At 61.3% G+C, this 21,199-nt stretch carries 19 protein-coding genes; 12 read left to right on the forward strand and 7 right to left on the reverse strand.

Annotated elements, in window-relative coordinates; translation table 11 throughout:
- Positions 1 to 44: 44 nt before the first annotated feature.
- The 5 genes from N8H71_RS07360 (at position 45) to N8H71_RS07380 (ending at position 5,922) form a co-directional block, all read left to right on the forward strand.
- Positions 45 to 1,541 (forward strand): hypothetical protein, encoded by a 1,497-nt coding sequence (locus tag N8H71_RS07360; RefSeq protein WP_262193474.1) that lies wholly within the window; start codon positions 45 to 47, stop codon positions 1,539 to 1,541.
- Between the two features lie 119 nt (positions 1,542 to 1,660).
- Positions 1,661 to 2,608, forward strand: a complete 948-nt coding sequence (locus N8H71_RS07365) for a hypothetical protein (protein ID WP_179694524.1) — start codon at positions 1,661 to 1,663, stop codon at positions 2,606 to 2,608.
- A 49-nt stretch (positions 2,609 to 2,657) separates the two neighbouring features.
- Positions 2,658 to 3,326: an endonuclease/exonuclease/phosphatase family protein gene (locus N8H71_RS07370; RefSeq protein WP_179694523.1), complete on the forward strand. Its 669-nt coding sequence runs from the start codon at positions 2,658 to 2,660 to the stop codon at positions 3,324 to 3,326.
- A gap of 31 nt (positions 3,327 to 3,357) precedes the next feature.
- Positions 3,358 to 5,367 (forward strand): type VI secretion system tip protein VgrG, encoded by a 2,010-nt coding sequence (gene tssI, locus N8H71_RS07375; RefSeq protein ID WP_262193475.1) that lies wholly within the window; start codon positions 3,358 to 3,360, stop codon positions 5,365 to 5,367.
- Between the two features lie 12 nt (positions 5,368 to 5,379).
- Positions 5,380 to 5,922 (forward strand): toxin-antitoxin system YwqK family antitoxin, encoded by a 543-nt coding sequence (locus N8H71_RS07380; RefSeq protein ID WP_262193476.1) that lies wholly within the window; start codon positions 5,380 to 5,382, stop codon positions 5,920 to 5,922.
- 144 nt (positions 5,923 to 6,066) lie between these two features.
- Here N8H71_RS07380 and N8H71_RS07385 read toward each other — a convergent pair whose 3' ends face one another.
- The gene (locus N8H71_RS07385; RefSeq protein WP_007958887.1) at positions 6,067 to 6,462 is read right to left on the reverse strand and encodes a DUF4280 domain-containing protein; all 396 of its coding nucleotides are present in this window, start codon (positions 6,460 to 6,462) and stop codon (positions 6,067 to 6,069) included.
- 190 nt (positions 6,463 to 6,652) lie between these two features.
- On the opposite strand from N8H71_RS07385, the gene N8H71_RS07390 reads away from it, so the two are divergent.
- On the forward strand, positions 6,653 to 7,720 hold the full coding sequence (locus tag N8H71_RS07390) for a phosphotransferase family protein (protein WP_262193477.1): 1,068 nt from the start codon (positions 6,653 to 6,655) through the stop codon (positions 7,718 to 7,720).
- Positions 7,721 to 7,758: 38 nt separating this feature from the next.
- Positions 7,759 to 8,526: an SDR family oxidoreductase gene (locus N8H71_RS07395; RefSeq protein WP_085687598.1), complete on the forward strand. Its 768-nt coding sequence runs from the start codon at positions 7,759 to 7,761 to the stop codon at positions 8,524 to 8,526.
- A gap of 113 nt (positions 8,527 to 8,639) precedes the next feature.
- On the opposite strand, the gene N8H71_RS07400 is transcribed toward N8H71_RS07395, so the two are convergent.
- The 6 genes from N8H71_RS07400 to N8H71_RS07425 form a co-directional block, all read right to left on the reverse strand.
- A complete protein-coding gene (locus N8H71_RS07400) occupies positions 8,640 to 9,293 on the reverse strand; it encodes a trimeric intracellular cation channel family protein (protein ID WP_262193478.1) in 654 nt (217 codons plus the stop codon).
- 802 nt (positions 9,294 to 10,095) lie between these two features.
- A complete protein-coding gene (locus tag N8H71_RS07405) occupies positions 10,096 to 10,338 on the reverse strand; it encodes a DUF1652 domain-containing protein (RefSeq protein ID WP_262193479.1) in 243 nt (80 codons plus the stop codon).
- 183 nt (positions 10,339 to 10,521) lie between these two features.
- Positions 10,522 to 12,012 carry a helix-turn-helix transcriptional regulator gene (locus tag N8H71_RS07410; protein WP_262193480.1) on the reverse strand — a complete coding sequence of 497 codons (1,491 nt, stop codon included), beginning with the start codon at positions 12,010 to 12,012 and terminating at the stop codon, positions 10,522 to 10,524.
- Positions 12,013 to 12,207: 195 nt separating this feature from the next.
- A complete protein-coding gene (locus tag N8H71_RS07415; protein WP_207983135.1) occupies positions 12,208 to 13,089 on the reverse strand; it encodes a LysR family transcriptional regulator in 882 nt (293 codons plus the stop codon).
- Positions 13,090 to 13,095: 6 nt separating this feature from the next.
- Entirely contained in the window at positions 13,096 to 15,303 is a 2,208-nt protein-coding gene (locus N8H71_RS07420; protein WP_262193481.1) for a xanthine dehydrogenase family protein molybdopterin-binding subunit, read from the reverse strand.
- Positions 15,303 to 15,767 (reverse strand): (2Fe-2S)-binding protein, encoded by a 465-nt coding sequence (locus N8H71_RS07425; protein WP_262193482.1) that lies wholly within the window; start codon positions 15,765 to 15,767, stop codon positions 15,303 to 15,305. Before N8H71_RS07425 ends, N8H71_RS07420 begins: the two co-directional genes overlap by 1 nt.
- A 118-nt stretch (positions 15,768 to 15,885) precedes the next feature.
- Between N8H71_RS07425 and N8H71_RS07430 the strand changes: the two genes are divergently transcribed.
- The 5 genes from N8H71_RS07430 (at position 15,886) to N8H71_RS07450 (ending at position 21,181) form a co-directional block, all read left to right on the forward strand.
- Positions 15,886 to 16,776, forward strand: a complete 891-nt coding sequence (locus tag N8H71_RS07430; protein ID WP_262193483.1) for a LysR substrate-binding domain-containing protein — start codon at positions 15,886 to 15,888, stop codon at positions 16,774 to 16,776.
- Between the two features lie 332 nt (positions 16,777 to 17,108).
- Positions 17,109 to 18,038: an amidohydrolase family protein gene (locus N8H71_RS07435; protein WP_007952852.1), complete on the forward strand. Its 930-nt coding sequence runs from the start codon at positions 17,109 to 17,111 to the stop codon at positions 18,036 to 18,038.
- A 4-nt stretch (positions 18,039 to 18,042) separates the two neighbouring features.
- Positions 18,043 to 18,948 carry an amidohydrolase family protein gene (locus N8H71_RS07440; protein WP_007952854.1) on the forward strand — a complete coding sequence of 302 codons (906 nt, stop codon included), beginning with the start codon at positions 18,043 to 18,045 and terminating at the stop codon, positions 18,946 to 18,948.
- Between the two features lie 239 nt (positions 18,949 to 19,187).
- Entirely contained in the window at positions 19,188 to 20,573 is a 1,386-nt protein-coding gene (locus N8H71_RS07445) for a UbiD family decarboxylase (RefSeq protein ID WP_262193484.1), read from the forward strand.
- Between the two features lie 11 nt (positions 20,574 to 20,584).
- Positions 20,585 to 21,181: a UbiX family flavin prenyltransferase gene (locus N8H71_RS07450; RefSeq protein ID WP_262193497.1), complete on the forward strand. Its 597-nt coding sequence runs from the start codon at positions 20,585 to 20,587 to the stop codon at positions 21,179 to 21,181.
- Positions 21,182 to 21,199: the final 18 nt, after the last annotated feature.

Raw genomic sequence — 21,199 nt, forward strand, 5'->3', positions numbered from 1 at the left:
TGATGAAAGGAAGGCGTTCTTCCAAAACTGACAAGGATAATGTCATGAAAAAAAGCCTGAAATACCCGATGAGTCTGCTGGGCGCCTGTATCGCAATACCGTTGTCCGCTCAAGCGGACACTCGACATTCGGAAGACGAACTGGTGGGCAAGGTGTCCTTCCTGACCTCCACGGTCGAAAAGCTCAATGACGCGAACCTGCAGATCGACCCCTTTCTGACCTCGGCGATTTCCCCGCCGCCGGATTACAAGGGGCCGCTGTTCACGCTCAGCCATGATTATCCGGATAAGTTGCCGACTGGCACTTCATTCCCGTGGAGCAAGACCACCGGCAACGGCAAGATCACCCAGGCCAACGCCGGTGCCTACGTTCAGGCACTCAAAGACTACGTCTCGCCTGACATGCGCAAGATCGTCTACGACTACGCGAACTGGAACTACAAGGGTAGCGGCTGGTACGACTCGATCTGGCTGGGCATAGAGCGTGAGCCCATTCGTGGTGTGTATGTCGGGTCAGGTTTTCCCGCCGGCACGCTGACGGATCAGACCCTGCCCGTGACCACGTATGTGCTGACGCTGTACGACACCCGCGCGGCGAAAACCCTCGGCGATATCTGGGGCAAAACCCCTGAACGCGCGATGAATCCGGTGCTGGAAACGAGCACCACGCAGTTTGCCGAAGGCAGCGTCATCATCAAATTCGCGATGGTCAGTGCCTGTGGCAGCGATTGGCCCCCCATGGAAGGTGCCGCCCAATGGGAAATCTACGCACCGGTAAACACCAGCAACGGCAGCGCGCTGAATAAAACACAGTGCGTCGGCAAAGACTTCAAGGGCACCACCACGCAACCGGCGATGACCAATGTGTCGCTGATGCAGTTCGACATCATCGTCAAGGACAGCGTCGCGTCCCCGCAAACCGGTTGGGTGTTTTCGACGCTGGTCTACGACAAGAACGCGCCGGGTAAAGACGCCTGGGACAAGATGATTCCGCTGGGCGCCACCTGGGGCGGCAACCCGGACGTCATCAACACAGCGCCTACGGCGCTGACGCCGCCGGTTACGGTCAATCAGAAACTCAGCGAAAACTGGGTCAATCCCAAATCGCCGGCCTATTCGGTTTCCACCCTGGGATGGGACGGCCGATTGTCAGGCCCGAATGACGGCGCCGTCGTGACTCCCGCCTGGACCGGATCGCACTACTTCCCGGCCGGACTGGCCAGCGCTGGATGCCTGGGCTGCCACAGCAGCGCCCAGTATCCGATGACCGCTTTCTTGCTGCCCACCTCCAGCTACCCACCGCAAACCATCGATCCGCCACTGTCAGGCAGCGATCCTGACGCGGCACTGGTCATGGCCGAACCCGGGTCGAAACTCTGGATGAGCTGGTTCCAGAGCCGCGACGGCAAGACCCCGATGGGGCCGAACACCGCACAAGGCGCGAAACCGGTGGCGCTGGATTACGACATGGTGACGGCGTTCAAGGCGATTCCGATGTGGCAGCAGGCCAAGGCGGCTGAGGCTAAAAATGCTGGGAAGTGACTGAGTCAAAGGGGACGTATCCACGGGGACGGATGAATGTTGGCCGTTTGCCAGACAAATAAATCCGTCCCCTTTTCAGTCCCCTTTTCAAGAGATAGGCTTTCAAGGGAGTGCGTGACGTGGCCGAGTATGTATTTACCGTGAAGTTGCCAGCCGCTCGCAGTGGCGGAACACCGGATTGCGATAAATGGACCTTCCACCACGTGCTGCCGTGGAAATATTTTTATTGCCTTGGCAGCCTGCTCGGGTATTACCAGACGGCGGTGATCCTCAACTACAGCCAGTTGACCGATGGTCCCCCCGCTGTAGCCAACCGCACGACACTCAACACCAAGTTCCAGGACATCGTCCAGTGCAATAACGAGATCACCTTGGTGAAAAGTCTGCTGGGTATGGTTGAGGCACAGAGGTTGCTCAATGGTCTCGCGCGGACATCCAACGGGGTGGCTGATCGACTGGCCACGGAAACCGTTTCCGCCAATATTTCCAGGTTGTTCGTCGAATGCACCAGCCCGGTGTTCGGCGGTTTTCCAGGCATGGAGGGCAAGCAGCGCAACGACGATCCTGAATCAACCATGGAAAAGAACCGACCTTTCAACGGCGATGCCACCTGGTGGGCGGCGCTCCAGGCCATCGGGGCAAAACTCGAACTGTCCAGTTACTGGGCACCTAACGAGCGAAATGGCTGTAAGGACATCAAGAGCGCCGGTTACGGCGACAAGGTGAAGTTCAAACTCACTGACGCGCATTTCAACGATGAAATTTTCGCTCACCTCAGAACACTGGTCACCCCCGGGTTCAACACCACAGTGCTCCCGTTCGATGCCAAATCCTGGCTCAGTCACTACAACGGCTCGACATGGTCGTTCAACATCACCGACAACCAGTTTCAGGTTCCCGAATATGGAGCCGATCTCTCAGGCCTGCGCTTCTCGGTGTCTACGATCGACAGCCATGCCGGGCGAAAAAAACATGTGGCGTTCACCCGTTGCCCCACCATCAACAACGAAATGAACCAACTGCGGCCTACCAAGGAGACATTGAAAACGTTGAACAACCACGCCTGAAATAAATCAGCCGGATGACAAACGCTTTGCAGCAAAGAAGGTCCTTGTCATGAGAATCGGAAGCTTCAATGTCGAAAAAAACGGCAAGTCCTCAACGTTGGACAAACAGACTCAGGTCGATGTTTTTGTCTACAACTGTTGCTCAAGCAATTGCTGGAACGCCGACATTGTTTTCCTGTGCGAAATACATTCGGCGCAAATCGACAATTACCGACAGAACCTTGCGGCCATATACCCTTCCTACAACGTTTACTCTTTCACGGGAGGCTATTCCAACGGCTATATCGTCATGGTCAAAGGCTTTGAAGAACTGCGTGTAATCAGCCAAGGCAGCCTGTTTGCCCTCAACAGGGATCTGATCGCCGTGGAAGTGCATGGTGTCGGGGGCTATACCGGTTACGTGTTCCTGGCGCACTTCAAATCCGGACAAAGCGGGGTCACCAAAAGCCAGCTCAAGTCCTGCACCGCTCTGGGCGGTAAGTGGGTGGCGACGGGGGATCTGAACCTCGACTACAAGAACGTTGGCGAACTCGACAGCGCCGGACTTGCCTATGAATGCTGGGGAGGCCTGCAAACGCAGAATAAGGGCGGAATTCTCGATTGGGTGCTGGCGTCGGCGGATGTAACTGTTACGCCTGTTGACCTCACCGGGCTGGCGCAAGTATTCGATATGTCTGGCCCCGACCACCGACCTATTCTGTTTGACGTCACCGGTTGAGTTCACCCTGCACTGTCAAAGAGGATCGTCGATGCCCCGCTCCACCGACTCCAACACCACCCTATCCCTCACCGCTGCCTCGCTGTCGGTGCTTTATCCTGAGTCATTGTCCGGCGATGAAGCGCTCAATGTGCTGGGTAAACAAACCCTCAACGGTCTCAACGACGGCACGTCTCTAACCCTGACCAGCGCCATCGCTACCCACGTCACCACCACCTTGCACAACGACGCCCAACTCCGCCCCTTCGACGCACTGGTCGCCGAGATCCGCCAGCTCCCCGCCGACGCCACCGCCGAGCGTTATCATGTGGTTCTAAGGCCATGGCTCTGGTGGCTAACCCTGGCCAGCAATAACCGCGTATTCCAGAACCTCGCCACCTCCGACATCGTCACCACGATCTTCAAGGCCCACGGTTTCACCGATTTCAAACTCTCGCTGACCGGCAGTTACACCCCACGCGAATACTGCGTGCAGTACGGCGAATCCGATTTTGCCTTCGTCTCGCGGCTGCTGGAAGAAGAAGGCATCTTCTGGTTCTTCACCCACGAGGACGGCAAGCACACGCTGGTGCTGGGCGACAGCAACGACGCCTTTGTGCAGATCCCCAACGGGCCGAAGGTCAAGTATCTGGGCCAGCAAATGGGCGAACGCGAGTTGCACGGCATCCGCTCAGGCCAGGTGTGTCTGCAAGCCGTGGCCGGGGTATACAAGGCGACGGATTACGAATTCACCACACCGACCACCTCACTCTACGGCCAGGCCGAGGCCGTGGCCGGGCCGCGTTCGATCTATGAGCATCCCGGCGGTTACAACGCCAAGGCTCGGGGCGATACGTTGACCAAGCAGCGGGTCGACGGTTTGCGCAGTGAAGAGAAACGCTTCGTTGGCGAGAGCGACTGTCGCTGGCTGATACCAGGGCACTGGTTCACCCTCGACGGCCACGAAGACGCGAGCCTGAACATCGACTGGGTCGTCACGCGGGTGACCCATGACGTCAGTCACGAAAGCTATCGCAACCACTTCGAAGCCATCCCCAAGGCCACGCCGTTTCGCCCGCAACGCCACACGCCCAAGCCACGCATGCATCCGCAGACCGCCATCGTCGTGGGCAAGTCCGGCGAAGAAATCTGGACCGACGAATACGGCCGGATCAAGTTGCAGTTCCCCTGGGATCGCGACGGCAAGAACGATGAAACCAGTTCCTGCTGGGTGCGCGTGGTGTTGCCATGGAGTGGCAAGGGTTTCGGCATGCAGTTCGTGCCGCGTATCGGTCAGGAAGTCATCGTGACGTTTATCGACGGCGATCCGGACCGGCCGCTGGTCACCGGTTGCGTGTACAACGGCGACAACGCCCTGCCCTATGCATTGCCGGCGAACCAGACCCAGTCAGGGATCAAGACTCAATCGTCCAAGGGCGGCGGTGGTTTCAACGAGCTGCGTTTCGAGGACAAGAAGGACGCCGAGGAGGTGTTCCTGCAAGCGCAGAAAGACCTGAAGATCAACGTGCTCAACGACACCACCGCCACGGTCGGTCACGACGAAACCCTCACAGTGCAGAACGCCCGTACCCGCACGGTCAAGGACGGCGACGAGACCGTGACGCTGGAGAAAGGCAAACGCAGCGTGACGATCCAGACCGGCAGCGACAGCCTCGATGTGAAGGACAGCCGCACCGTGAAAGTCGGCGCCGACCAGAACCACAGCACCGGCGGCAACTACACCGACAAGGTCACCGGCGATTACAGCCTGACGGTGGACGGCAACCTGACGATCAAGGTCAGCGGCACCCTGACGCTGCAAAGTGGCGGCAGTTTCACGATCAAGAGCGGCGCCGATCTCGCGATCTCCGCCAGCACCTCGATCACCCAGAAGGCCGGCACCGCCATGACCAATCAGGCCGGCACTTCGCTGGACAACAAGGCCGGAACCACGCTGACCAACGACGCCGGCATCAGCCTGACCAACAAGGGCGCGGCATCACAGACCGTGGACGGCGGCGGCATGCTGACCATCAAGGGCGGGCTGGTGCAGGTCAACTGACAAGGAGAAGCCATGGCGATCACACCGCTGGATCTGCAGCAGGATGACAAATGCCTCAAGGGGCGTTTGCAGGACGGTCAACTCGATGGCCCGTTGAACATCAAGGACGACGGGCGCAAACAGGCGGACCTGAATTACAGCCAGGGCGAATTGCAGGGCACGTCCTTGCTCTATCATCCCAACGGCAAGGTTTCGGCGCAGATGCCGTTTGTGCGTGACAAGCTGCAAGGCGTCGCCAGTTTCTACGCGCCCGAAGGCTGGTTGCAGCGCAAGGCCACCTACCGGCGCGGGCTGTTGCATGGCGAGGCGTTCAATTACTTTCCCGACGGGCAAGTGGCGGAGGCCGAGTTCTATCGTGAGGGTGTGCGTGAGGGGCGTTATCAGCGCTTTCACCCCAACGGCAAACCGGCGGTGGATGCGCGTTATCTGAATGGGCAGTTGATGGAACCGGAACAGGGGTTTGCCGAGGACGGGCGGCCGCTGGATGCCGACGGCAAACCAATTTCCCGGGTGCGCTGGTGGTTTCGCAAATGGACGGATCCCCAGCAGGCCTGAAATTTTTAAGGTTGTATTGACTGGCCTCTTCGCGGGCAAGCCCGCTCCCACAGGGTCTGCGTCGTGAATGCAATTGTGTAAACAACACCGACCACTGTGGGAGCGGGCTTGCCCGCGATGGGGCCAGCACACTCAATGCAAGAATCAGGGAATCAACATCTGCATCTGCCCCGGCATCACGATCTTGATCACCCCCGCCCAGTTGCACATCAACGTGCTGTTGGCATCGATCGCCGGCATCCCGCCCAGCAGCAGGGTCGGTGCGCCGCCGGGGATCCACGGCGTGGCGGTCGCCGGAATGCATGGCATCGGCGTCAACACGCCCAGCGCCGCAGCCGTGGCAGCCGCGACCATCGGGTTGGCCATGCTCATGCACATGCCGAACGTGGTGACGTTGACCAGCGGAATGTGATCCATGATGTTCGCCGCCGGCATCCCGCCGGTCAGCGTGCGGTTGACCGGCAGCACGTTGAGCACCGCCGGTGCGGCGCCGAAACTGCATTGCAGGGTGGCGCTGGCACAGACTTGCGGGCAGCCCATTTCAAAGCTCCTTCGTGAACAAGGCATACGCGCTAAACCTTAGTCGCCAGCGGCCCGCCGCGCACATTCCCAAAGGTGATTATCGTCCAACACGCTAACCTATAAGACCGAACCGCGCTTGTGACGACCCGAGCGCGCCATTAGATTAGCCAATGATGTCTGGCCTCCAAAATAAGCAGAAGGGATAAGCATGGCGCTTACTGACCAGTCCACCCGTATCCGCTCTGGCGAAGAACTCGATGCCAGCCTGATCGATCCGTACCTCAAGGCGCACATTCCGGGCCTGACCGGCACGCCGCAGATCAGCCAGTTTCCCGGCGGCGCGTCGAACCTGACCTACCTGCTGGAATACCCGGACCAGGAATTCGTCCTGCGCCGTCCGCCATTCGGCCACAAGGCCAAGTCCGCCCACGACATGGGCCGCGAATTCCGCATCCTCAACCAGTTGCGCGACGGCTTTCCGTATTGCCCGAAGGCCTACGTGCACTGCACCGACGACTCGGTGATCGGCGCCGAGTTTTATGTGATGGAACGGGTCAAGGGGATCATCCTGCGCTCGGATCTGCCGCCGGAACTGGGTTTCGACTCGGCCAAAACCGAGGCACTGTGCAAGAGCTTCATCGACCGTTTCGTCGAACTGCACCGGGTCGACTACAACGCCTGCGGCCTCGGCGACCTCGGCAAGCCTGAAGGCTACGTCGCCCGCCAGATCAAGGGCTGGAGCGAACGCTACGAAAAAGCCCTGACCCCGGACGCACCGCACTGGGAAAAGGTCAAAGCCTGGCTCAACGACAAGATGCCGGCCGACCACCCGACCTCCAGCATCGTCCACAACGACTACCGCTTCGACAATGTCATCCTCGACCCGAACAACCCGATGCAGATCATCGGCGTGCTCGACTGGGAACTGACCACCCTCGGCGATCCGCTGATGGACCTGGGCAACACCCTCGCCTACTGGATCCAGGCCGACGACCCGGCACCGGTGCAACTGATGCGCCGCCAGCCGAGCCACGCGCCGGGCATGCTGACCCGCCGCGAATTCGTCGACTACTACGCCGAGCGTTCGGGCATCCAGATCGACAACTTCGACTTCTACTACACCTACGGTCTGTTCCGCCTGGCCGGCATCGTGCAGCAGATCTACTACCGCTTCTTCCATGGCCAGACCCAGGACAAACGCTTCGCGCAGTTCATTCACATGAACAAACTGCTGGAGCAGATGAGCCTGCAGGTCATTGCCAAATCCAGCCTCTGATGACGGCGTTATAACAAGGCTCACTACAAGGGAATCCCATGTCCAAGACTCAGTTGTTCGACCTCGACGGCAAGATCGCTTTCGTCTCCGGCGCCAGCCGCGGCATCGGTGAAGCCATCGCCAAACTACTGGCCCAGCAAGGCGCCCATGTGATCGTTTCGAGCCGCAAACTCGAAGGCTGCCAACACGTGGCCGACGCCATCATCGCCGCCGGCGGCAAGGCCACAGCGGTCGCCTGCCACATCGGCGAAATGGAACAGATCAGCCAGGTCTTCGCCGGGATCAAGGAACAGTTCGGGCGCCTGGACATCCTGGTCAACAACGCCGCGACCAACCCGCAGTTCTGCAACGTGCTGGACACCGACCTCGGCGCCTTCCAGAAAACCGTCGACGTGAACATCCGCGGCTACTTCTTCATGTCGGTGGAAGCCGGCAAGCTGATGCGCGAAAACGGCGGCGGCAGCATCATCAACGTGGCGTCGATCAACGGCATTTCGCCGGGGATCTTCCAGGGCATCTACTCGGTGACCAAGGCCGCCGTGATCAACATGACCAAAGTCTTCGCCAAGGAATGCGCGCAGTTTGGCATCCGCTGCAACGCCCTGCTGCCAGGCCTGACCGACACCAAATTCGCTTCGGCGTTGGTGAAAAACGACGCGATCCTGAAGCAGGCGCTGACGCAGATCCCGCTCAAGCGCGTAGCCGACCCGAGCGAAATGGCCGGTGCGGTGCTGTACCTGGCAAGCGATGCCTCAAGCTACACCACCGGCGTTTCGCTGAACGTGGACGGCGGCTTCCTGTCCTGACTCAAACCTGTAGGAGCGAGCCTGCTCGCGATTGCGTCAGTACAGTCAAGATCTGCATGGGCTGAACCACCGCTATCGCGAGCAAGCTCGCTCCCACAGGGTCAGTGTTTCAATCAGGCATCGAGGACTTTCGGCAACTGCCAGCCAAAATGCACCGACAACAACCGCAACAACAAACACGCCGCCCCCGCCAGCAAAGCAGCCGCCACCGGCGAAACGCCCAGCCTGCGCCCGACGATCAACACCGCCGCGCCGACAAACGCCGAACTGGCATACAAATCCGCCTGCAACACCACCGGCACCCTCGCCAGCACAATGTCACGCAGCACCCCGCCCCCGACGCCGGTAATCGTGCCCATCAGCATGGCCACAAACGGCGAGATCCCGAAATTCAACGCCTTCTGCGCCCCGGCTACGGCAAACAGCGCCAACCCCGCCGCATCCAGCACGATCAGCGTCGAACCGGACCAGCCCAGCACCAGCTCATGAAAAACAAACGCCACCCCGCCCATGGCAAACGCCAGCGCAGGGTATCGCCAATCAGCCACAGCCTTGGGCGGCGTCGCACCGATCAACAGATCACGCGTCACCCCGCCACCGAGCGCGACGATGAACGCAATCACCATCACCCCGAGCAGATCGAGCTGACTGCGCATCGCCGCAATCGCGCCTTCAACCGCAAACACCGCCGTGCCGACCAGATCGGCCACCAGCACAATCCACTCGACCCGCGCCTTCAACGGCGCGTGCGTTATTGAGTGACGCAACGAGTCTTGGTGATGTGTCGAGTCACTTGCCCGTCGGCATAGGCATCACCAGCGACCTCGGTGTTTTCCATGACCTGACAAGTCCGCTCAGGTGGTGGAGGCGGTGCTGCTGGCGGAGGGGGTGGAGGACTGGCACAGCCACTGAGCAGCACCAGAGCAAAAGCCGACAACAACGAAGAGCACACGCGTTTCCCAGGATTGTTCATAGGATGACCCGCGATGAATGGAAGAAAACTCCCGTCGCCGAGCAGGACAACGCCCGGTTATGGAAACCGAACCACTCATTCCTTATAGACCAGTGGACTGCAAGTGCCAGTGAAATGGCTCGAACTGGCAGGATTTGCTGTCGATTTTCGGGATGAGTAAATATCGAGTGAATGCGTCGACTGATCGGCCGCCATCGCGAGCAGGCTCGCTCCCACAGAAGATCAAGCGGCGGAGCCGCCCCACTCACCACGATGAGCGTTAGCTCGAGTAAAGCTTTTGATCGCAGGGCCCGTCGGCAGGCTGAGTGGAGGGATTGATCCGGGGGTGGGAGCGCAGCGACCGTTTGGCGAAGCCAAACACATCGAGAGGAGGTGCAGCGAAGCAAACCGTAGGCGATGCCCCCGGATCAATCCCGGAGCGAAGGAACCCGAGCCACAGCGAGGGCCGTACGTCAGGGTAAAGCCTTTTGGGTTACCTTTTCGGCGTCTGGAAAAGGTGACTCGCCGTAAGGGCGAAACCGCCAGCAGCAGCCCCCGAAGCAACGGATATTCACCCACAAAACCCATGAACCTGGTCGGCCCAGAGGCCGCCAAGTTCACCCCGGCGAGCGCAAAGAATTACTCTCGAGCTCATACCGCAACTCATCTACTAAAGCATCCACCGCCTCAGGAGTACGCAACGCATCCAGACTCAACCCGCTAATCACCAGATCAACCTGCCCGGAAGCCGGGTGATACAGCTTCACCGTAAGCGAATGATCCCCATCCACCACACACTCACAAGCCAACGGCGAAAAACTACGCTCAAGCCGAGCCCGCAACTGCGCCAGATAAATCATCGCGCCAGCTCCGCACAACGAGACTCAACGACAAACAATTCATTCATAAGGGGGCTTATCCATTAGCAGGTTCAAAAGGGCACGCGATCACGGGAAAAAAATGCATCGCACCTCACCAGACTAAGAACACCCCGCCCGATCAAACACCCGAATTTGCACCCCATGAACTAGTGCATTTGCACCTTACCGCTGCCCCCGACCGCCCCCCGAAAACAACCCACGCTCGCGGGCCCAGACAATCGCTTCACTGCGACTGTGCACATCCAGCTTCGAATACACCGTCGCCACATGGTTTCGCACCGTGTTCGGCGCCAATTTCAAGCGCGCAGCAATCTCCTTGTCCGCCAGCCCCTCACAGATCAGCCCCAGCACATCACGCTCGCGAGCCGTAAGATCGGTGAATGAAACGCTGGGCAGTTGCGGCGAATTGACCTTCTTCACATTGGCCAGTTTTTCAATCAGCGTACGGCTGAACCACGAAGCATCCTTCATTACCTCCTCAATCGCCGCCACCAACTCAAGCTCGGTGCGCTTGCGCTCGGTGATGTCCATCAAGACCAGCAGATAGCACACCGTGTCCTGGATATTGACGGTGTCGGCAGAGACCGCGCACTCCAGCAATTCGGCGTCTTTCCTGCGGATCCGCATGTCGACACGATCGACCCGGCCGGTCTTCTCCAGCGCCGCCAGCAACCTGGCGCGCTCCGCCGGCTCATCGATGAAATCCAGTTGCGCGACGGTCTTGCCGAGCACCTCGTCGCTCTCGTACGCCAGGGTATCGAGAAAAGCCTGATTGACGTCGATCAGCCGCTGCTCGTCGGCGCTGCAAATCAGGATCGGCACCGGGGTCAGGCGAAAGGCCTTGGCGAAGCGTTCTTCACTTTGGCGCAGGGCGACTTCGGCCTTGTGCCGTAGCTCCATGTCGACGAACGAAAACAGCATGCAATCTTCGTCGTTGAGCACCAACGGCTGGCCGGCGACGATCACCTGCTTGCTGCCGCCGTCCGGCAGACGCAACTCAGCCTGCATCTGCGGAATGGTCGCGACATCCCGCAGACGCTGGATGGCCAGTTCCTTGCGTTCGGCCTGTTCGAGAATGTCCAGCTCATAAGTCGAGGCGCCGATCACTTGATCGCGGGTGTAGCCGGTCATCTCCAGGAACCCCGGATTGACCTTGATGTAACGCAAGTCACTGAGACGGCAGATCACCGCCGGTGCCGGGTTGGCGTTGAAGGTCTTTTCGAAACGCTGCTCGGCGTTGGCCCAATCGGTGACGTCGCTCATGATCAGCACCAGCGATTCGGTCTCGCCGTCGCGATCGGTCAGCACCATACTGCGCACGCTGTGCACCCAGGTGCGTTCTTCATCGCTGTGCGGGGTGACTTCGACCAGCACATCGCTGAAGGTTTCCCCCGCCGCCACGCGACTGATCGGATACTGCTCCGGCGTCAGCGTGTGGTTGTTGCGATAGCGCAGGTTGAAGCGCTCGGCATACTCTGCGGCATTGTTGCCCAACTCGCCGATGCGACTGACGCCATACATCGCCAGCGCGGCTTCGTTGGCCCAGAGGATGGTCTGGTCGAGTTCCAGCAGAATCACCCCGTCGGACAGACCGGCGATGATCTGCTGCAACTGGCGGCGATTGGTTTCGGTGGTCAGGACGTCCCGGCTCATTGGCTCTCCACAAGTTCGCGCATGTGAAGATTACGACCGCAGGCATCCATGATCGTGCCGATCACTTTTGCAGCCATACCCAACCACATGTGGGAGCTGGCTTGCCAGCGATGACGGTGGGTCATTCAGCACTTCAGCTGAATGGAAATCCGCAATCGCTGGCAAGCCAGCTCCCACAGGGATTGAGTGTTGGTTTCAGATATCGACCAGTTCCCGCAGCGTATCGAGAAACAGCTTGAGCACCGGTGAGGCATCGTCCGCCCGATACGTCGCGTACAGCGGCACTTGCGGCAGCGCCGGGGTCAGGCGCCGGAACACCAGTCCGGCCGGCGCCAGTTGCTCGATGGAGGCGGGCAACAGCGCCACACCGAACCCGGCACGGACCAGACTGAGCAAGGTCTGCACCTCGATCACCTGCTGGCGGATCTGCGGGGTGAACCCGGCCTGAATGCAGCACTGATAGAGAAAATTGGCGAAGCGCGACTGCTTCAACTCCAGCGCCACGAACGGCTCCTGCGCCAGATCAGCCGGCGCCAGCACCTCGCGCCGGGCCAGCGGGTGATCCTGCGGCATCACCACATGGATCGGCTCATGGATCAGCAATTCATTGCGCAACTGCGGGTCGTCATAACCGACGCGGAACACGCAGGCGTCGATGCGTTTCTCCTTCAACGCCTTGACCTGCGCCGCCGGGGTCATCTCATGCAGGCGCCAGGTGACCTGCGGGTAGCGCTCGCGAAACAGGTGCAGCGCCTTGGGCAGCACGCCGACCATCACCGAACTGATCATGCCGATTTCCAGCTCACCCAGTTGCCCGCGCCCGGTCTGGCGGGTCAGGTCCAGCGCCCGCTCGAGTTGTTCGAACACCAGCGGCGCCTGCTCCTTGAGCATCTGCCCCGCCGCTGTCAGCTCGACCCGATGGTGGCTGCGCTCGAACAGCGGCGTGCCGAGCTCTTCCTCCAGCAAGCGAATCTGCTGGCTCAGCGGCGGCTGGCAGATGTGCAGCCGCTCGGCGGCGCGGCCGAAGTGCAGCTCATCGGCCAGGGCCATGAAGTACCGCAGCAAACGCAGGTCCATGGCGGCTTACCCCAGGTTCAGTGGCGTGGAACGCTGACGCACCCCGGTCAGGCTGAACAGCGCATTGGCAATCGCCGGGACCACCGAGGGGCTGCCCAACTCCCCGACGCCGCCCGGTTTGTCCGGCTGGCCATCGAGCACGAGGATGTCCACCGGCGGCATGTCCGACATCCGTGTAACGCGATAGTCGTGGAAGTTGCTCTGCACCACCCTGCCCTGCTGGATGTCGAGACGGTCGAACAACGCGTGCCCGAGGCCCCACATCAAACCGCCGTAAATCTGCTCCTCGACCCCGCCGGGCGACACCGCCAGACCGCAATCGACCACACACGTCAGCTTCTCGACCCGGGCCTTGCCGTCGACTTTTGCGACCCGCGCCACCACGGCGATAAAACTGGTGTAGCCCTGATTGGTGGCGATCCCCAGCGCCGTGTCCGGCGGCAGTTTCTGCCCCCAACCGGCGCGCTCGGCGGCCTGCTTCAGCACCGCCACATGCCGTGGCCGCTCCTGCATGTTGGCCAGCCGGAAAGCCAGCGGATCTTTGCCGGCCGCATGGGCTAGTTCATCCATGAAGCTTTCCACGGCAAACACGTTGGGAATGAAACTTACGGAGCGATACCAGCCGCTGGGCACGTTGCTTTCGTGCTTGACCCAATTCAGTTCCAGGTGCGGCGGACGGTAGGCGAAGTCCCACGCGGTGATCGCTTCGGTGGTGCTGTAATCCATGTGATCCGGCCGCTCGAAATAGCCCGGTTCCCACTGTTCTGGCGAGGCCGGCGACACCGCATGCAGTTGCAACGCCGTTAATTTGCCCTGGGCATCCAGTGCGCCTTTCACCCGATGCAGCGTTGCCGGGTGATTGAACAGTGCGTGCATTTCGTCTTCGCGGCTGTTGAGCAGTTTCACCGCCATGCCGGTCTTCTGCGCCAGATACGCCACTTCGAACAGCCAGTACTTGGCTTCCCGCGCACCGAAGCTGCCGCCGGACACCAGTTCATGAATGGTGACCTTGTCCTTGCCGATGCCGCACACGGTCTGCGCCGCTTCCAGCGCCGACGACGGCACCTGCACGCCGCCCCAATAGGTGATCGCCTTGTCCTTGACCTGCGCGGTGATGCAGATCGGTTCCAGCGGGTTTTGCACCTTGTAGGGCATGGTGTAATCAGCTTCGAGCAGCTTCGCCGCACCCGGCCATTGCCCGGCGACATCGCCCTGGGCCATGGCTTTGACGGTTTGCGTTGCCGGGTCGCTGATCGCCGCGATCTGCGCTTTGGCCAGCTCGGCGCTGTCGAAACCGGCCAGCGGGGAATCGCTCCATTTGATCTCCAGCAACTGGCGTCCCTGTTGCGCAGCCCAGAACGTTTCCGCCAGTACCGCGACGCCTTCGAGGTTGCCGCCGAGCACGTCCGGACGGCCGGGAATCGCGATCACCTTGCGCACGCCCGGCACCTGCAACGCGGCCGCCGAATCTACCGCAACAACCTTGGCGCCTACCACCGGCGCTCGCTGAATCACTGCCACCAGCATCCCCGGCAACTGCACGTCGATGCTGTACTTGAAGCGCCCGCAAACCTTGGCCGCCGCATCGCGTTTGTGGCGCAACTTGCCGATGTATTTGAACTGCGCCGGATCCTTCAGCGTGACGTTGGCCGGGGCCGGCAGATGCGCCGCCGCGCCGGCCAGTTCGCCGTAGCCGAGGCTGCGTTTGCTCGACGCATGCACGACCCGGCCCTCTTCGGTGGAGCAGCTGTCGGGGCTGATATTCCACTGCTGCGCCGCTGCACTGATCAGCAACGCCCGCGCCGTGGCGCCGGCCATGCGCAGGCGATCGTATTCCAGTGACACGCTGGTGCTGCCACCGGTGGAAAATACTTTCCAGACCGGATGAATGTACGTTTCGAAGAACGGGTCTTCCGGGGTGATGACCTGCACCGTCATCGGGTTCACGTCCAGTTCCTCGGCCACGCACGCAGCCAAAGCCGTCTGGGTGCCGGTGCCGGAATCGTGCTTGTGCACCACCAGTTTCACCGTGCCGTCGGGCAGCACGCGCACCCAGGCGTTGGGTTCGAATTCAGTGGCCGTGGTTTTCGCTTCAGTCGCTGCCGCGCCGGAAGGCAGGTACAGCGCGATCGCCAGCCCGGACGCCACCGTCACCGCCTGCTTGAGAAACACCCGACGCGAGGGTTCATGAAGAGTGCCGTCGATGAGGCTCATCACGCCTCCTTCGGCGCATTCGCCGCACGTTTGATCGCCTTGTTGATGCGCCCGTAAGTGCCGCAGCGGCAGATATTCCCGGACATCGCGTTGCGGATCGAGTCGTCGTTGACCGGTGCGCCGGTGTTGAGCAGCGCGGCGGCGGACATGATCTGCCCGGATTGACAGTAGCCGCATTGCGGCACATCTTCGGCGACCCAGGCCAGTTGCAGCGGATGGTTTTCGCTGGTCGACAGGCCCTCGATGGTGGTGATGCTGTGGCCCGCGACGGCGGCCAGCGGCAACTGGCAGGAACGTACCGCGACGCCGTTCAGGTGCACGGTGCAGGCACCGCACAGGCCCATGCCGCAGCCGAACTTGGTGCCGGTGAGTTTCAACTGATCACGCAATACCCATAACAAGGGCATGGAGGGGGACGCCTCATCCAGCTCGCGTCGTTCGCCGTTTACCGTGAATGCAATCATTGTCAGGCTCCAAAAGAGCGGCCCGTCTTTGTGCGGGCCTGGTGACCGATTATTGGAACCCCCGGCAACGCGCGGCCAGCGACGATTTCTGCCAACCGGTGTAAGCAGGACTAACAACATGTACAAGCGATACCCGTCGGTGCAGTCCATGAGCGCGTTCATCCACGCAGCACGCAGCGGCAGTTTTTCCAGCGCCGCGCGCAAGCTCGACCTGACCCACAGCGCAATCAGCCAGCAGATCCGTGCGCTGGAAGAATTCATCGGCCAGCCGCTGTTCGTGCGCGAGGGCGGCGGCAGCAACCTGACCGACGCGGGGCAGTTGTTTGCCAGCGTGCTGTCGGATGGTCTGGCGCAGATTGATCGCGCCTTGTCCTCGGTGAAAAACCGCAGCGTGGCCCAGCGCCTGACCCTCGACGTCGACAGTGAACTGGCGCAGAGCTGGCTCAATCCGCGCCTGCCGCAGTTGCTCGACGGCTTGCCGGATTACGAAGTGACAATCCTGTCGATGCCGCGCAGTGATCGCAGCACGTTCGAACGGGTGGACCTGTCGCTGCGCTATGGCTATGGCGATTGGGACGATTGCGAAATGGCGCAGATCTGCGGGGATCGGGTGTTGGCGGTGGCGTCTCCTGCACTGCTTGAGCGGCATGGTTTGCAGGTCCCGCTGAGCCCGGCGAAGATTCTTGAATTGCCGTTGTTGGGGTATACGCGAAGGTCGTGGATTCCGTGGCTGGATGCGGCGGGGATGACACCGACCGAACCGCCGGCGCGGGTGATTTTCGATAATGCGGCGAATCTGATTGCGTCGGCCGAAGCGGGTGTCGGCGCGGGGCTGGTGCGTGGATTGCTGGCTGCCGATGCGTTGCGCAGTGGGCGGTTGGTGGCGTTGAACGAGGCGCAGATTGCGGCGCATTACAATCTTTATGCGGTTTGGCCCCACGGGCAGGCCGAGCGGGTGGCGCCTGTTGTTGATGCGATCAAACAGCTGGCTTTGCATACACAATTCTGACGCCTTCGCGAGCAAGCGCGCTTCCACGGGTGGCGGCATTCCAACGGGGTAAATGCGGTCAAATTGTGGGAGCGAGCCTGCTCGCGATGAGGCCATCACTATCACCACAAAAAACCAAAACCATATCGAACAAGTATCACCACCCCACCCAATTAATATTGTACGAACCCTCCCCCGCCTTCCAATACTCGCCTCAAGCAACCACCCACCCGGGCCGGATGCGAACAGGCGAGGGAATGCGCGAGTGCTGCGCATAGAAACGGCCGATTGCCCGGGACGTGGATGCTGTGAGCCGCAAGGCTCCCTTCCCCGCTATCAGGAGATCGACTTCAATGATCATCGATATCAGCTGCTATCCCACGGATCTCGTGGACCTCGCCTGGAGGCATGACGGTGACCCGTTCACCGGCGAGCGTCTGCTGGAGATGATGGATGGCCCGTACATGGTCAACGGCAAGCCTCGCCGCATCGACAAAGCCTTCATCCAGCCGCCGCAGGGCAACACCATCTACACCTGGACCGACGGCGAACTGTCGGGCCGCGAATCCATCGACGCCTACATGGCCTACACCCTGAAAATGGTCCAGACCTACCCGGACCGTTTCATCGGCTGCTTCGTCTACAACCCGCGTTGCGGCGTGGAAAACGGCGTCGAGGCGATCGAGCGCTACGTCAAGGAACACGGTTTCAAGATGGTGCAGATGCAGGCCAACATGCACGCCTACCGGCCTGACCGTGCGCTGGACTGGGTCCGTCCGGCCTTCGAGAAATGCGCCGAGCTGGGCATTCCGGTCAAGCTGCACACTGGCGACGGGCCTTACAGCATCCCGTCGGAATGGGTGCCGATGATCAAGGAATTCCCCAACGTCGATTTCATCATGGCCCACTTCGGCGTGCAGACCGGCGGCGTCTATGTGTTCGAACCGATGCAGTGGGCGATGGAGCTGCCCAACGTCTACTGCGAATCCGGCTGGTGCCTGCAATCGCGGATCGTCGAATTCGCCAAGGTCCTGCCGACCCACAAGATCCTGTTCGGCACCGACACCCCGCCGAACGAGCCGGGCATGTGGCTGCGCCTGCTCGAGGTGCTCTGCCACGAGCCGCCGCAGGGTCTGAACCTCGACGAGGACACCCTCGAAGACTATCTGGGCAACAACACCGCACGGATGATCGGCCTCGAGCCATCCCCGCCGCCGCGTTCCGTTTCCGAAGCAGAGGCGCAACTCAAGCGCCCCGTCACCACCCAACTGGCCAGGAGCTGAACCGATGATCATCGACACCCATCTGCACCCCACCAACCTGGTCGACGAGGCCTGGCGCCACACCGGCGAACCGTTCACCGGCGAGCGCATGCTCAAGCTGATGGACGGCCCGTACATGATCAACGGCAAGCCGCGCCGAATCGACATGGGCTTCATCCAGCCGCCACCGGGCAACACCGGTTATCGCGACGGCAACCGCCGTGGCCGCGAGGGCGTGCGCGACTACATGTCGTACGTCGCCGAACTGTGCGTGAAGTACCCGGACCGCTTCATCGGCAACTTCAACTTCAACCCGCGCTGGGGACCGGAAAACGGTGCAGCAGAGCTGGAATTCCACATCAAGGAATACGGCTTCAAGATGCTCAAGCTGCACGCCAACATGCACGGCTATCGCCCGGATCGCGCACTCGACTGGCTGCGTCCGGCGATGAAAGTCTGCGCCAAGTACAACATCGTGGTGCTGATCCACACGGGCGACGGCCCATACACCATTCCGACGATGTTCTACCCGATCATCCGCGAGTTCCCGATGGTCAATTTCATCATCGGTCACTTCGGCATCCAGACCGGCGGCAACTACTCGTTCGAGGCGTTCTGGATGGCGATGGACACGCCGAACGTGTACTGCGAATCCGGCTGGTGCTTCCAGTCGCGGATCGTCGAGTTCGCCAAGGAACTGCCGCGCAACAAGATCGTGTTCGGCACCGACTCGCCGCCGAACGAACCGGGCATGTGGCTGCGCGAGCTGGAAGTGCTGTGCTCGCCGGCGCCGCAGGGCCTGGGGATCGACGAAGATCACCTTGAGGATTACCTGGGCAACAACATCGCCCGGTTGTGCGGGATCGAACCGACCCCGCCACCGAAGGATCTGGCCGAGGCGGACATTCGTCTGACCACGACCTATCTATAGACACAAAACCTGTGGGAGCGAGCTTGCTCGCGATAGTGTCGGGTCAGCCAATATTGATTTTGAATGTGCTGCCCTAATCGCGAGCAAGCTCGCTCCCACAGGGATCAGTGTCACGACAGGCCACACAGCGACTTTACAGGCGCGAAGATGACCCGGCGTTCGCTCGACCGGCAGGCCAACGGCTTGTCGATCGAACGCCAGCCTCACCCCTGCGCGCCTGCTTTTTACGAGGTGAAACCATGACCCGTTCGACGCTCGGCGACTCTCAGGACTTTCACGTATTCATCGACGCCTATCGCCGCCAGTACCCGGACGATGTGCTGACCATCACCCAACCCCTTTCTGCCGACCAGGACGTCACCGCCCTGGTCGATGCCCTCGCCGCCCAGGGCCGCGATCCGCTGCTGATCTGCGAAAACGTCGGCAACCTCGGCGTGCCGGTGGCGACCAATCTGTTCGCCTCCCGCCGGCGCATCGCCCGGCTGTTCGGCGTCACGGCGGCGCAGTTGCACGAAACCTTCCAGACCCGCGCCAACCAGCCAATCGCGCCGTGCTACGTCGAAACCGGCCCGGTGCTCGACGAGGTGTTCGAAGGCGAAGCGCTGGACCTCGCACTGCTGCCGATGCTCAAGCATTTCGACAGTGATCGCGGCCCGTACATCACCAACGCGATCATCATCGCCGAGGACCCGCAGACCGGCATCGCCAACATGAGCTACCACCGTTCGATGCGTCATGCGCGTCAGGCGTTGGCCACCAGCCTGCACTCGCGCGGGCACCTGTGGCGGATGTTGCAGACCGCCCGCGAACGCTGTGAAGAACTGCGCGTGGCCATGGTGGTCGGCGCGCACCCGCTGTTCATGCTCGCCGCTGCGGCACGCCTGCCCTATGGCAGCGATGAACGCGCGGTGGCCGGCGGGCTGTTCGGTGCGCCGCTGGAACTGGTGAAGACCCCGCGCTACGGCATCGGCGTGCCGTCTTACGCCGAGTTCGTGCTCGAAGGCGCGATAGACCCGACGGCCTATGCCGAAGAAGGGCCGTTCGGCGAATTCAGCGGTTATTCCTCGGACCGCTCGACCAACAACGTGCTGCGCGTCGACACCCTGTTGCGGCGCAAGGACGCGTGGCTGGTGGACGTGATGGGCGGGCGTTACGCCGAGCACCTGACCCTGGCGCGGCTGCCTCGCGAAGCGGAAATGAGCGAGAAGCTCAAGGCGCGCTTCCCCGCCGTCACCGCCGTGCATTACCCGAACTCCGGCACGCATTTTCATTGTTACGTGGCGCTGGACCAGAGCCGAGACGGCGAAGCCCGGCAGATCATGCTGGCCTTGCTCGGCTGGGATCCGTACCTGAAAACCGTGATCGCGGTGGACAGCGATATCGACCTCACCGACGACAGCCAGGTGCTGTGGGCGCTGGCCACGCACTTCCAGCCGCACCTCGACATTTTCACCATCGACGGTTTGCCCGGCAGCCCGCTGGACCCGTCGTCCTCAGTCAATGGCACCACCTCGCGCATGGGTCTAGATGCCACACGCGGCTCGGGGTTTGACGGGATCAAGGCGCAGCTCGATCAAGACGTGCTCGAACGCGCCCGGCAACTGCTCGAAGGTCTGCCATCGTGAACCGTCAGCGGATGGTGGTGGGCATCAGCGGCGCGTCCGGGTTCATCTACGGCGTGCGCCTGCTGGAGTTGCTGGCCGAGCTGAACATCGAAAGCCACCTGATCATCAGCCGCGCCGCGCTGCTGACCATGGCCCACGAAACCGACTACAAACTGGCCGACGTCACCGCCCTCGCCAGCCACTACCACCGCGCCGATGACGTGGCCGCCGGGATCGCCAGCGGTTCGTTCCGTTGCCTGGGCATGGTGGTTGCGCCGTGTTCGATGAGGACACTGGCGGAGATCGCCACCGGCACCTCGTCGGGTCTGATCGGCCGCGCCGCCGACGTCACCCTCAAGGAGCGCCGCACCCTGGTGCTGATGGCCCGCGAAACCCCGCTGACCCTCGCCCACCTGCGCAACATGACCGCCGTCACCGAGATGGGCGGGATCATCGCCCCGCCGGTGCCGGCCTTCTATGCCCGCCCCGAAAGCCTGGGGCAAATGGTCGACCACAGCCTCGGCCGCGTCCTCGACCTGTTCGGCCTCGATGCCGGCGTCGCGCGACGATGGCGAGAACACACAGAACCCTGTGGGAGCGAGCTTGCTCTGTCTCTTATACACATCTGACGCTGCCGACGACTAGTC

The organism is Pseudomonas koreensis (genome assembly GCF_025447595.1).
Lineage (GTDB): Bacteria > Pseudomonadota > Gammaproteobacteria > Pseudomonadales > Pseudomonadaceae > Aquipseudomonas > Aquipseudomonas koreensis_H.